Origin of the sequence: Actinopolymorpha singaporensis, assembly GCF_900104745.1 — a bacterium.
GTDB lineage: Bacteria > Actinomycetota > Actinomycetes > Propionibacteriales > Actinopolymorphaceae > Actinopolymorpha > Actinopolymorpha singaporensis.
Genome location: NZ_LT629732.1, coordinates 2,023,276 through 2,036,330, shown reverse-complemented (window position 1 = coordinate 2,036,330; position 13,055 = coordinate 2,023,276). Strand labels below are relative to the sequence as shown.

The following is a 13,055-nucleotide window of genomic DNA, read 5'->3' as shown; positions in this document are numbered from 1 at the left end:
GTACCTGGGTCATGCCTGCGCCTCCTCACTCGGCTGCCGCGGCTGGACCGTCTGCGCCGGACGGGACGGGTCGTCCCGCTGGTCGCCGCCGGAGCCGGGGCCGGGGCGGGGGCGGGGGCCATCGCCGTGGCCGGCGTCCTGGTCGGCCGATGTGGCCGATGTGGCGGATGTGGTCGGTGCCGCCGGCGTGGCCGGTGCCGCCGGAGAGGAGGAGTCGCCCCCGCTCCCCCGCGCACTGTCGTACGGCCGGTCGACCCCGCCGGCACCACCGGGGCCGCCGACCTCGCTACCGACCCCGCCGACGCCGCCCAGCAACGGCCGTACCGCTGCCCGGATCTGGGCAGCGAGCTCGTCGACCGGCTGCGTGGCGTCCAGGACGGCGTACCGCTCCGGGTCGAGCGCGGCGAGGTCGAGGAACTGCCGGCGTACCCGGGCGTGGAACTCCAGCGGCTCGCGTTCCAGCCGGTCCGGGGTGCCGTCCACCCGGGCCAGCCCGGCCTCCGGCGGCAGGTCCAGCAACACCGTCAGGTGAGGCCGCAGGCCGCCGGTCGCCCACCGGGACAGGCGTACGAGATCGGACTGGCTGAGGTCACGTCCGCCGCCCTGGTAGGCGAGCGCGGAGTCGACGTACCGGTCGGTGATGACCACCGCGCCCTCCGCGAGGACGGGCCTGATCATCGAGTCGACGTGCTCGGCCTTGTCCGCGGCGTACAGCAGCGCCTCGGTCCGCGGGGAGATGCCACTCGCCCCGTGCAGCAACAGGTGCCGCAGCTCCCGGCCGATGTCGGTGGCACCCGGTTCGTGGGTGACGGTGACGCTGTGGCCCTGGTCCTCCAGCCACCGTGCCAGCCGCCTCGCCTGGGTCGACTTGCCGGCACCCTCGCCACCCTCGAACGCGATGAACAGCCCGGTGTCGGCGTAGAAGCCGCGGTCGTGGCCGCTGAACACCGCGCGCACGTCCCGCAGCACCGACACCCCTGGACGATCGTCCATCTGCCGGAACGACACCAGCCCGAACGCCGTCGCCGCGATCCCCGCGAGCAGGAACGTGATCGCCGCGCCGTTGTACGTCAAGGTGACCTTGCCCGGCAGTTCGACGCCGTGCGCGCCGATCGACCCGGCGATGGCGGGCGCCGCCGCGAGCACCGCGGCCAGCGCGATCTTGGTCAGCGACTGGACGAACGCGAAGGTGCGGCCGCGGATGGCGTCCTCGACCTCCAGCCCCAGCAGGGTGTAGCCGGTGATCCAGGTGATCCCGGCGAACGCGCCCAGCAACACGGTGCAGAACGCCACCAGCACGAGGTTCTGGAACAACGCCACCGCGATCAGGGACAGCCCGGCCGCGGTGAGGGTCAGCCCGAACATCCGCCGCCGGGACAGGCCCACCAGGAACCGCGGGCCGACCGCCATGCCGGCGGCGAGGCCCGTGAAGAGCGCACCGAAGACGACGCCGTATCCGGCGGCCCCGCCGCCGAGGTCGGTGACGTACGTACGGCCGAGACCGATCACCACACCGCCCGCGGCGAACGCGCCGACCACCCCGATCACCAGACCGCGGATGAGGCGGTTCTGGGCGACGAACCGCCAGCCCTCGATGACGGCCTTGAGCACGTTGGTCTGTTCCTCGGTGATCTGACCCGAGGCCGGCCGGCCGGACACCTCGCGCAACCTGGCGACCACGATCGCGCCGACCAGGAACGTCAGCGCGTTGAAGTACAGGGCCAGGTCGACCGAGCCGCCGTTGAACCAGTGGAACGTGCGGACCAGCGAGCTGTTGATCAGCGCCAGGAAGGTGAAGAGGAGTGCCGCCGGGAGCGCCGAACCGTAGGTCGTCACCATCGAGACCTGGTTGGCCACCGCGAGCCGGTCACGGGGAACGAGGTTGGGTACGGCGGCGTCCTTGGACGGCAGCCAGATCAGGCTGACCGCCTCGATCAGCACGGTCGCGACGTACAGCCACCACAGCGTGCCGACGATCGGGATCGACGCGAACAGCGCGAACCGGATGACGTCGCCCACCACCAGCGTCCACCGCCGGTCGAGCCGGTCGGCGATGTAGCCGCCGAGCGGGCCGACCACCACCGCGGGCAGCAGCCGCAGCAGCAGGACGCCGGCGATCGCGAAGTTCTCCGTGCGGTAGTCGCCGGCGGCGAGCTGGCCGGCCATCGCGGTGAGAGCGAGCAGTCCCAGCCAGTCACCGAGGCTGGACAGGCCGAGCGCGATCCACAGGGTGCGGAACGGTTTGATCCGCAGGACACCGCGGATGTCGTTTGCCGGTACGGACATACCGGACCCGACCGTGCTGGTGGACCGCTCGTGCTCAGACACCCGGTCAGCCTAACCAAAGTCACCCCGGTTCCCCGTGCCGCCGAACGTACGCCACCCAGGCGGCGCGAGAGCGCTTTTCGATACCGCAGTTGCGTAATTGACGGCCGTACTCTATGGTCGTTCCGATACTTGAGTTTCGTAATTGCTGGGGAGGCGAGCGAGCCCGATGACCGACGCACGACCGCGCCGGGGACGGCCCCGGGACGCCGAGGTCGACCGGCGCATCCTCGCCGCGGCCCGGGAGACCATCACGGCCCACGGGTACGCCGGCCTGTCCGTCGACGCCGTGGCGGAGCGGGCCGGGGTCGCCAAGACCACGCTGTACCGCCGGTGGCCCTCGAAGGCACGCCTGGTTGCGGACCTCGTTTCGGGGATGCAGGACGAGGTCGGGCTGACAGAGACAGGTGACGTCGTCGCCGACCTGACCCGGCTGACGGCCGGGATCGCGAGCAGCCTGACCGCGGCGGGCGCGCCCCTGGTCGCGGACCTGACGGCGGCGATGGCGCACGACCCGGACTTCGGCGCGACCATGCGCGAACGCTGGGCGCAGTGGCGCCGCGCCGCCGTGGACCTGCTCGGCCGGGCGGCCGAACGCGGCGTCCTCTCCCCTGGCCTCGACCCCGAGGTGACCGTCGACCAACTCGCCGGACCTCTCTACTACCGGCTGCTGTTCACCGGCGACCCGCTCACCGCGAAGTACGCCGCCAGTCTCGTCGAGGCCGCGCTCGGCGCGCACCTCCGCCACCCGGAAGGACCAACCTCCCATGACCGTTGAACAGCCGACCGTCAAGTCGACCTTGCCCGCCGTTCCGGGCGGCCGCCGGCGACGTCGTCGTTGGCCGTACGCACTCCTCGCCGTGCTCGCGCTCCTGGCCGGCGGCGTCGTCTGGCAGCGTGCCCACCCGGTCGTCCTGCGCGCCGAGGTCGACATCGACGCCGGCCCGGACCGGGTGTGGGCGGTGCTCGCCGACCTCCCGGCCTACCGGGAGTGGAACCCGTTCATCGTGCGATCGGGCGGACGCCTGCAGGTCGGACAGAAACTGACGAACGTGCACCGCTTCGGTACGAAGACGATGGTGATCGAGCCGACATTGCTCGCCGTCGAACCCGGGCACGAACTGCGCTGGATCGGACGGCTCGGCATACCCGGCATCTTCGACGGCGAGCACTCCTTCGTCCTCACCCGGACCGCGGCCGGCGGCACCCACGTCGTGCAGCAGGAGACCTTCCGGGGCGTCGCCGTGCCGTTCCTCTCCGGCTGGCTGCACCGCGACACCCAGCCGGGGTTCGACGCACTGAACTCCTCCCTCCGCGACCGGGTGGAATCCGGCTACCGCTGACCCGCGGCGCCCGGGACCCGCGCTGACTCCTCGACGGTCACGTCGGCGCCGAGCCGGACCGTGCCGGGGTGTTCGACGTCCGCGTGTACGCCGAACACGATCTGGCCGTCGACCCGTCGGTCGGCGGCCAGCGCACGCAGCACCATGGCGTCGCGGCCGCCGGACTCCGGACGCCGGTCGACCAGGGCGCAGCGTTCGAGCGGCCCGCGCACCCGTACCACGGCGTCACCCAAGCGCAGCGACCGGCCGGTCCATGCGTCCTCGGCGAAGGCCGGCGCGTCCCCGGTGTCGACCACGAACGTCGCGCGGAACCTCCGGCCGTCCTCTCCGGCCTCTGGCTCCCGGCCGACGCGACGCGCGACCTCGGCCAGCGAGGAGGTGGTCACCACCGAGACCGGACCGCCCCACACCACCCCGCCCGGCGTACCGACCCGGCACAACACGACCTGCTTGCCGAGGTAGCGGCTCACCAGCGCCGACCACGGTCCTCGTACGGCGGTGAGCTCGGCCGGCCGGCCCCAGTAGTCGGCGACCAGCCGATCCGCGGGTGCGGCCGGCTCCCCGGTCCACTCCGCATCCCCGGTGGCCTCGCCGACCGGCGTGGTGATGGTCAGCACCGGCGGGTCCCAGCGGGCGCGGCAGGCGAGCAGCGAGTCGTGGTCGACCGTACGAAGGACGCGGTCCGCCACGACGTCGTAGAAGCAGAACGCACGGTCACCGGGCGGGCCTGACCCATGGAGGTCGAGCTCCGGCCAGAACTCGTGGGCCAGCCCCTTGACCGGCGTGAGGCCGATCCGGGCGACGTACATCCGCCTGGGGTCCGTCGTCAGCTCTTCTTCGCGGCGCTCGACTTCTTGGCTGCGGCCTTCTTCTCCGTCGTCTTCTTGGCAGCGGCCTTCCTGGCCCCGGCCGCGGTCGCCTTCGCCGCCCCCGCACCGGCCGTCGCCTTCTTGGCGGCCTTCTTCGCGGTCTTCTTGGCGGCCTTCTTCGCCCGCTTCGGGGCCGGCCCCTTCGCCCGCTTCTCCGCGAGCAGGTCGGCGGCGCGGTCGAGCGAGATCGACTCCACGTCGTCGTCCTTGCGCAGCGTCGCGTTGGTCTCCCCGTCGGTGACGTACGGACCGAACCGGCCGTCCTTCACCACCACCGGCTTGCCGGTCTCCGGGTCGTCGCCGAGCTCCCGAAGCGGTGCGGCGGCGGCCCGGCGGCCGCGCGTCTTCGGCTGCTTGAACAGCTCGACCGCCTGTTCCAGCGTGACGGTGAACAGCTCCTCCTCCGACCCGAGCGAACGCGAGTCGGTGCCCTTCTTGACGTACGGGCCGTAGCGGCCGTTCAACGCGACGATCTCCTCACCGCTGTCCGGATCGTCACCCAGCGAGCGGGGCAGCGACAGCAGCCGCAGAGCCTCCTCGAACGACACGGTGTCGAGGTTCATCGACTTGAACAGCGAGGCGGTCCGGGGCTTGGCGCTCTTCGGAGCGTCCTCGGGCAGCACCTCGGTGACGTACGGGCCGAACCTGCCCGCCTTCGCCACGACCGGGTGACCCGTCTCCGGGTCGGTGCCCAGCTCGCGCTCGAGCCCGGCGGGCTGGGTGAGCAGCTCCTTCGCCTTGTCCAGGGTCAGCTCGTCCGGCGGCAGGTCCTCGGGCACGTTGGCGCGGTTGCCCTCGGCGTCCTCGACGTACGGGCCGTAGCGTCCGACCCGGACCACGACCGGACCGGTGCCGTTGTCGCCGATCGGGAAGGTCGAGATCTCCCGGGCGTCGATCTCCCCCAGCTCGGTGACCAGGGATTTCAGCCCGTCAGCCTGCAGCGCGACGCCGTTGCCTCCGGTCGGGCCGCCGGGCGCGCCGCCACCGTTGGCCGTACCCTCGCCGGGCGCTCCGAAGTAGAACCGCGCCAGCCAGGTCTGCATGTCCGACCCGCCCCGCGCGATCTCGTCGAGCGCGTCCTCCATGCTCGCGGTGAAGTTGTAGTCGACCAGGTGGGAGAAGTGCTCCTCCAGCAGCCGCACCACCGCGAACGCCACCCACGTCGGGACCAGCGCCTGGCCCTTCTTGTAGATGTAGCCGCGGCCGAGGATGGTGCCGAGGATGGAGGCGTACGTCGACGGCCGGCCGATCTCGCGCTCCTCGAGCTCACGCACCAGCGTCGCCTCGGTGTAGCGCGCCGGCGGCTTCGTCTCGTGCCCGTCGGCGTCGATCCGGGTCGCCACCAGCGTGTCGCCCTCCACCACGTCGGGCAGCCGGCGCTCGGCGGAGTCGGTCTCGGTGGTCGCGTCGTCCACGCCCTCGACGTAGGCCTTCAGGAACCCGTGGAACGTGATGACCTTGCCGGACGCGGTGAACTCCGCGTCCCGCCCGTCGGCGGTCCTCGCACCCACCCGGAGCGTGACGCTGCGGCCCTCGGCGTCGCGCATCTGCGAGGCGACCGTGCGCATCCAGATCAGCTCGTACAGCCGGAACTCGTCGCCCCGCAGGCCAGTCTCGGCAGGCGTACGGAACCGGTCGCCGGAGGGCCGGATCGCCTCGTGCGCCTCCTGCGCGTTCTTCACCTTGCTCTGGTAGACGCGCGGCTTCTCCGGCAGGTAGTCCGCCCCGAAGAGCTGCCTGACCTGTGCCCGGGCAGCGCTGACCGCCGTCTCCGACAACGTGATGGAGTCGGTACGCATGTAGGTGATGTGGCCGTTCTCGTACAGCCGCTGGGCGACCTGCATGGTGCGGGCCGCGCCGAAGCCGAGCTTGCGGGCCGCCTCCTGCTGCAGGGTGGTCGTACGGAACGGCGCGTACGGCGAACGGCGGTAGGGCTTGGACTCCACGCCGCGCACGGTGAACGTCGACTCGCCCAGGCCGGACTTCAGCGCGTCGGCCTGCGCCTGGTCCAGGTGCACCACGGTGTCCCGCGCGGCGGGCTTCAGCGTCCCGTCGGAGGCGAAGTCGCGGCCCTGCGCCACCCGGCGGCCGTCGAGGTTGACCAGCCGGACCGTCACCGTGCGCGGATCCTTGGTCTCACCGGCGTCCAGCTCGGCGACCAGGTCCCAGTACGTCGCGGTGCGGAACGCGATGCGCTCCCGCTCCCGGTCGACCACCATCCGGGTTGCCACGCTCTGCACCCGGCCCGCCGACAGGCGCGGCATGACCTTCTTCCACAGGACCGGCGAGACCTCGTAGCCGTACAACCGGTCCAGGATCCGCCGGGTCTCCTGGGCGTCGACCAGGTTGTCGTTGATCTGACGGGGGTTGCTCACCGCCTGGTTGATGGCCTCCGGCGTGATCTCGTGGAAGACCATCCGGTGCACCGGAACCTTCGGCTTCAGCTCGTCCAGCAGGTGCCAGGCGATGGCCTCGCCCTCACGGTCCTCGTCTGTCGCGAGGTAGACCGCGCCGGCGTCGGACATGAGGTCCTTCAGGCGCCGCAGGGTGGGCTTCTTGTCGGCGGGCACGACGTACAGCGGAGCGAACCCCTCGTCGACGTTGACGCCGAGCCGGGCCCACGGCTCCTTCTTGTACTTGGCCGGCACCTCGGCGGCGCCGCCCGGCAGGTCGCGGATGTGGCCCACGCTCGACTCCACGACGTAGCCGCGACCGAGATAACCGGCGATCGTCTTCGCCTTGGCAGGCGACTCGACGATGACGAGCCGGGGACCCTCGGTCGGGGTGGAGGCCTTCTTGGCGGGCACTGTGTACCTCTCCTGCCTGTCCTTGTCTGTCTTCCTGCTGGTCTGTTGGTCTGTTGGTCTGTTGGTCTGTTGGTCTGTTGGTCTGTTGGTCTGTTGCGGTTTGCGCCGGTCCGGCGGTGCTTCGCCGTCCGCCCCGTCCGCGTCTTTCGTACGACGGCGGCATGGTCGGAATCGGGTCGGGTCAAGCCGCGCGGGCGATCCGGCCCGCTAGACGGTAACCGTACGACGCCCCGAACTGTTTCGCGGGTGCCTCCCGAGGCGTTGCCCGGCGATGCGGGAACCGAGGACCGCGGGCTCTGGGCGGCTCGACCCGAAGAGTGAGAGTACGTGGTGACTGTCGCGTTGCAACCCCTGGTTTGTGGTTCGGAACCGATGTCGGGAGGCGGAACGTCATGTTTCGGCCCGGTTGGTACGGTTCACGCCGTGGGCCCCGTCCGAGGTCGCGCCCGAGGTGGCGTCCGTGGTCGCGTCGTGCAGATAGCCCTCGGCGTACAACTGCCTGGCGCGCGGCAGCAGGCGGCCCCGCATCCGTGCGGGCTCCTCCTCCAGCAGGGTCGCCAGCGCGTCGGAGATCTGCCCGACCGTCAGTTCGCCGTCGCAGGCGCCGACGAACCCGCCCTCGGCGGTGTCCACCGCGACCGCCCGGCGCATGCCCCGCCGCTGCCGCAGTACGACGTGCTCGGGATCGGGCGCGCCCGGCCGGCCGAGCTGTTCCTGGTCGACGTCGGGGTCCACTCGCAGCCGGGCTCCGAGCAGTACGGCGTCGTCGGCGTAGGAGCCCAGCCGCTCCACCGCGTCCAGCCACCGCTCGACCTCCGCCCCGAGCGGCTGCTCCACCGGGTGCGGCCACTCCTCCATCACGGTCGCCGGACCACCCGGGCGCGGGCCGGCTTCGCGGCGCAGGGTGATCCAGCCGAAGCCGACCCCCTCCGCGTCCTGCGCCTGAAACCACGCCAGCCAGTCGTCGTACCGGCTCGCGTACTCGGGCGTCCCATGCACGCCGGCGTCCTTCAGCCACAGCTCGACGTACTCCGCCGGGTCGGACACCTCCCGCTGCACCACCCACGCGTCGCAGTCGGAGCCGGCGCCGGAATCGGCGAGCCAGTCGCCCAGCCGGTCACGCCAGTCCTCCCCGCGTACGTGTAGCCAGTTGGCCAGGATCTGGCAGACCCCGCCGTCGGCGAGGAAGTCCGGAGCCTGGGTCACGATCCGCCGGCACACCTCGTCCCCGGCCAGCCCGCTGTCACGGTAGGTGAGCCCGCCGCGCGGGGAGATCACGAACGGCGGGTTCGACACCACCAGGTCGAACGTCTCACCCCGAACCGGCTCGAACAGGCTGCCCTCGCGCAGGTCCCAGTCGAAGCCGTTCAGCGCGCCGGTGAGCCGGGCCATCGCCAGCGCCCGCGGGTTGACGTCGGTGCCGACGACGTGGCGTACGTGCCCGGACAGGTGGAGAGCCTGGACGCCGCAGCCGGTGCCGAGGTCGAGTGCCCGCCCGGCCGGTCGGCGTACGGTCAACTGGGCCAGCGTGCTCGCCGCGCTGTTCACGCCGAGGACGTGGTCGGCGGTCACGGCGGGGCGGGCACCGTCCAGGCCCGGCGTCAGGTCGGCGACCACCCACCAGTCCTGGTCGACCTGCTCCTCCCGGGCGGGTCCGCCGGTCGCGCCGTACGGGCGGACGTCGACCAGCGCGCGCACCCGTTCGCCTGCCCGGCCGGGCCCGCGGGCCTCGCCGGCCTCGCGGGCCTCGCGGGCCTCGCCACTGACCGCGCCCAGGAGTCCGGCCGCCACCAGCGGTTCGAGCAGTCCGGGCAGGGCGCGCTCGGCCTGGGGCGCAGGCACCGGACGCTGCAGCAACCACAGCCGGACCAGCGTGTCCAGCGGGTCGCCGCCCTCCGTCGCACGCATCCCGGGGGTGGTCTCGTTGCGGTGCAGCGCTGCGTGCGCGACCGGGCCCAGCCGCTCGCGTACGCCGTCCACGGTGTAGCCGACGCCGGCCAGGTGGGAACGCAGGCGAGCGAGAACGTCCTCGGACAACTCGAACATCCGTCCATCCTGCCGGGAGCCGCACCGGACAACGGCAAGGGCCCCGCCACCGCGAGCGCGGTGGCGGGGCCCTCGACGAATCGAGCGTCGGCCGATCCGGGGAGATCGGTCAGGCGACGTTGGCCGTCTGCCGGTTCTCCTCCTGCTCCGCCCCGATCGAGACCGGGCGGCGCTTGGAGATCGTGACCGCGACCACCACGACCACCACGGCGGCGACGGCGATGCCGATCCGGGCCGGCGTGTTGGCGCTGTCGCCGACCGACAGCTGGACCACGGCCGGGGCGATCAGGACGGCGACGAGGTTCATCACCTTGATCAGCGGGTTGATCGCCGGGCCCGCGGTGTCCTTGAACGGGTCGCCAACGGTGTCACCGATGACAGTCGCCTCGTGCGCCTGCGAACCCTTGCCGCCGTGCGTGCCGTCCTCGACCAGTTTCTTGGCGTTGTCCCACGACCCACCGGAGTTGGCCAGCAGGATCGCCATCAGCGTTCCGGCGGCGATCGCACCGGCCAGGTAACCCGCCAGCGGGCCGACGCCGAGGCCGAAGCCGACCGCGATCGGCGCCATCGCCGCGAGCAGACCCGGGGTGGCCAGCTCACCGAGGGAGTCGCGGGTGCAGATGTCGACCACCCGGCCGTACTCCGGCTTGCCGGTGCCCTCCATGATCCCGGGGATCTCCCGGAACTGCCGGCGTACCTCGAACACCACCGCACCCGCGGCCCGGCCCACCGCGCTCACCGCGAGGCCGGAGAAGAGGAACACGACCGCGGCACCGATGATCAGGCCGACCAGGACGTTCGGCGAGTCGACCGTGCGCAGGAAGCCGGTGGTCGTCGCCGCCGCCTGCGAGCCCGCGGAGGCGAGCGCGTTGGTGACCGCGTCGTTGAACGAGCCGAACAGTGCGGTCGCGGCCAGAACGGCGGTCGCGATCGCGATGCCCTTGGTGATCGCCTTGGTGGTGTTGCCCACCGCGTCGAGCTCGGTCAGGATCTGCGCGCCCTCGCCGTCGACGTCGCCGGACATCTCCGCGATGCCCTGCGCGTTGTCGCTCACCGGGCCGAAGGTGTCCATCGCGACGATCACGCCGACGGTGGTGAGCAGACCGCAGCCGGCCAGCGCGATCGCGAACAGCGAGACGATGACCGAACCGCCGCCGAGCAGGAACGCGGCGTAGACCGCGGCCCCGATCACCAGGGCGGTGTAGACCGCGGACTCCAGACCCAGCGCGAAGCCGGACAGGATGACGGTGGCGGCACCTGTCAACGACGTCTTGCCGACGTCCTTGACCGGGCGGTGCTCGGTGCCGGTGAAGTAGCCGGTCAGCGAGAGGATCACCGCGGCCAGCACGATGCCGAGGATCACCGCGCCGGTGGCGATCAGGCGCGGGTCGCCGCCGAGCCGGGAGATGTTCGCCGGTACGCCAGCAAGTCCGTCGAACGAGGACGGGAGATACACGAACGCCGCGATCGCACACAGAACCGCCGACAACGCGGCCGAGACGTAGAAGCTGCGGTTGATCGTGGTGAGGCCGTTCTCGCCGCCGCGCGGCTTGGTGATGTAGACGCCGACCACGGCGGTCAGTGCGCCGATGGCGGGGACGATCAGCGGGAAGACCAACCCCTGGGACCCGAACGCCGCCTTGCCGAGGATGAGGGCCGCGACAAGCGTCACGGCGTACGACTCGAACAGGTCGGCCGCCATGCCGGCGCAGTCACCGACGTTGTCGCCCACGTTGTCCGCAATGGTCGCGGCGTTGCGGGGGTCGTCCTCTGGGATGTTCTGCTCGACCTTGCCCACGAGGTCAGCGCCGACGTCGGCGGCCTTGGTGAAGATGCCACCGCCGACACGCATGAACATCGCCAGCAGGGCCGCGCCGAAGCCGAAGCCCTCCAGCACGCTCGGCGCGTCGCCGCGGTAGATGAGCACCACGAGCGCGGCACCGAACAGGCCGAGACCGACGGTGGCCATGCCGACCGTACCGCCGGTACGGAACGCCACCCGCATCGCCGGGTCGCGTCCCTGGTCGCGGGCGGCGGCGGCCACCCGCACGTTGGCCCGCACGGCGAGCCACATGCCCATGTAACCGATCAACGCGGAGAAGACCGCGCCGACCAGGAAGAAAATGGAGCGCCCGATCCGGACACTCGCGTCACCGGGGAGGACGAACAGCAACAAGAACACCAGGATGGCGAAGATGCCCAGCGTCCGGAACTGCCGGTTGAGGTAGGCGGAGGCACCCTCCTGGACACCTCGGGCGATGGTCTGCATGTTGGCGGTGCCGTCGCCGGCCGCGAGAACCTCACGGCGGAAGACCGCGGCCATCACGAGCGCGATCACGCCGATCCCCGCGACGATGGCGACGTACGTCAGGTTGCCGCCGGTGAGCGAGACAGGTTCCCCCTCGGCAGCGAGTAGGAACGCGGACATTCGTCCTCCTTGACAGGGGCTACGACGACCCCTTGATGTCGATCCCGTTGATGTGCGCCCCGACATCGGCGTGCGCGAGACGGGGCGTCAGGATCGGAAACCTGGCCATCCCCGGTCCGATCCGAAGCTTCATACACACTCGGGCGTGCGTACGAACGCCGTTCCGGCCGGCCGTGGATGCGTTGTGGTCCCGGTCCAGCGCTCCATCCGCACGACGGTGTCGGCCACCGACCGGCATCGTCGACAGGCGCGCGGACAACTGGCGCCACCGGATGGAATCCGGGGCGCGCCGGAGTCTACAGTGCCCGCCCCCACCAGCGACGACGCGACCCCCGCGAGTCGCGACCCGGGACGGCACCGGAGCTGGTCCGGCGAGATGGGGCGCTCGACGGCCGTACGGCGCGTCGAGTCCACCGGTCTCGCCGAACACCGCTCCAACGGTACTTCGCGGCGGCAGCGTGGCCGGCCACGAGGCAGGCTCCGCCAGGCCCCTACCGAACGGTCGGCATCACCGCCTCGGCGACTGTGTCGTGGATCGGGAAGACCTTCGTCAACCCGGTGATTCGGAATATCTTCAGCAGGCGTTCCTGGGTGCACACGATCTGCAGGCTCCCCTCGTGGGAGCGCACCCGCTTCAACCCGCCGACCAGCACCCCCAACCCGGTCGAGTCCAGGAAGTCGACGCCTTCCATGTCGATGACCAGGTGGTAGTGGCCGGCCTCGACCAGGTCGACCACGTGTTCTCTGAGCCTGGGTGCGGTGTAGACGTCGATCTCACCGCCGACCTCGACCACGATGTGGTCACCTGCGGCGCGGTTCGAGAGGGATAGATCCACGAGCTCCTCCAGCACTACCATCCGACGGACCGGCCCCTGATGGGAATTCAATCACCTGGTGTCACCGCGCCACAGCACCGGGCTACCTCCCGCGCGCGTCGCCTCCGCTGGCCCGGCTGCGGTCCCCCGGCATCCCGCCGGTCAGCGGTCGCCGCCCCGGTGCCGTCCCGGGCGCGGCGGGCGCAGTCCTTTCGTACCGCCCCGGGCGCAGCCCCTTGGTACCGCCCCGGGCGCAGCCCCTTGGTACCGCCCCGGGCGCAGCCTTTTGGTACCGCCCCGGCGTCGGCCCGTGCCGCCCACGCCACGCCTGTGCCGCGACTTGTCGGTGGGACGGTGTGACACTGTCCTTCGTGTCATTCAGCCGGCCGTCCCGTTCCCAGCCGTCCGACGCATCCGCCCAG

Annotated in this window: 8 protein-coding genes; 2 read left to right on the top strand and 6 right to left on the bottom strand. The window is 71.5% G+C overall.

Features of this window, described 5'->3' with window-relative positions; genetic code table 11:
- Nucleotides 1-9: 9 nt before the first annotated feature.
- Complete coding sequence (gene tmk, locus BLU27_RS09235) at nucleotides 10-2,328, bottom strand: dTMP kinase (protein WP_241827872.1); 2,319 nt, start codon at nucleotides 2,326-2,328, stop codon at nucleotides 10-12.
- Between the two features lie 166 nt (nucleotides 2,329-2,494).
- On the opposite strand from tmk, the gene BLU27_RS09230 reads away from it, so the two are divergent.
- Both BLU27_RS09230 and BLU27_RS09225 read left to right on the top strand, forming a co-directional pair.
- Entirely contained in the window at nucleotides 2,495-3,103 is a 609-nt protein-coding gene (locus BLU27_RS09230; protein ID WP_092652403.1) for a TetR/AcrR family transcriptional regulator, read from the top strand.
- Entirely contained in the window at nucleotides 3,093-3,668 is a 576-nt protein-coding gene (locus BLU27_RS09225; RefSeq protein WP_092652401.1) for an SRPBCC domain-containing protein, read from the top strand. Before BLU27_RS09230 ends, BLU27_RS09225 begins: the two co-directional genes overlap by 11 nt.
- Here BLU27_RS09225 and BLU27_RS09220 read toward each other — a convergent pair.
- The 5 genes from BLU27_RS09220 to BLU27_RS09200 form a co-directional block, all read right to left on the bottom strand.
- Complete coding sequence (locus BLU27_RS09220) at nucleotides 3,659-4,477, bottom strand: MOSC domain-containing protein (protein WP_092652399.1); 819 nt, start codon at nucleotides 4,475-4,477, stop codon at nucleotides 3,659-3,661. The two genes, BLU27_RS09225 and BLU27_RS09220, sit on opposite strands and share 10 nt — an antisense overlap.
- A 17-nt stretch (nucleotides 4,478-4,494) precedes the next feature.
- A complete protein-coding gene (gene topA / locus BLU27_RS09215) occupies nucleotides 4,495-7,344 on the bottom strand; it encodes a type I DNA topoisomerase (RefSeq protein WP_092652397.1) in 2,850 nt (949 codons plus the stop codon).
- A gap of 390 nt (nucleotides 7,345-7,734) precedes the next feature.
- On the bottom strand, nucleotides 7,735-9,390 hold the full coding sequence (locus BLU27_RS09210; RefSeq protein WP_092652395.1) for a DUF7059 domain-containing protein: 1,656 nt from the start codon (nucleotides 9,388-9,390) through the stop codon (nucleotides 7,735-7,737).
- A gap of 109 nt (nucleotides 9,391-9,499) precedes the next feature.
- Nucleotides 9,500-11,818 (bottom strand): sodium-translocating pyrophosphatase, encoded by a 2,319-nt coding sequence (locus BLU27_RS09205; RefSeq protein WP_092652393.1) that lies wholly within the window; start codon nucleotides 11,816-11,818, stop codon nucleotides 9,500-9,502.
- A gap of 491 nt (nucleotides 11,819-12,309) precedes the next feature.
- On the bottom strand, nucleotides 12,310-12,654 hold the full coding sequence (locus BLU27_RS09200; RefSeq protein WP_092657449.1) for an STAS domain-containing protein: 345 nt from the start codon (nucleotides 12,652-12,654) through the stop codon (nucleotides 12,310-12,312).
- Nucleotides 12,655-13,055 lie beyond the last annotated feature (401 nt).

What these genes read in the sequence shown, in the direction of transcription:
- BLU27_RS09225 (WP_092652401.1), top strand. Translation starts at nt 3,093, where the DNA reads ATGACCGTTGAACAGCCGACCGTCAAGTCGACCTTGCCCGCCGTTCCG.
- BLU27_RS09230 (WP_092652403.1), top strand. Translation starts at nt 2,495, where the DNA reads ATGACCGACGCACGACCGCGCCGGGGACGGCCCCGGGACGCCGAGGTC.
- BLU27_RS09220 (WP_092652399.1), bottom strand. Translation starts at nt 4,477, where the DNA reads ATGTACGTCGCCCGGATCGGCCTCACGCCGGTCAAGGGGCTGGCCCAC.
- BLU27_RS09205 (WP_092652393.1), bottom strand. Translation starts at nt 11,818, where the DNA reads ATGTCCGCGTTCCTACTCGCTGCCGAGGGGGAACCTGTCTCGCTCACC.
- BLU27_RS09210 (WP_092652395.1), bottom strand. Translation starts at nt 9,390, where the DNA reads ATGTTCGAGTTGTCCGAGGACGTTCTCGCTCGCCTGCGTTCCCACCTG.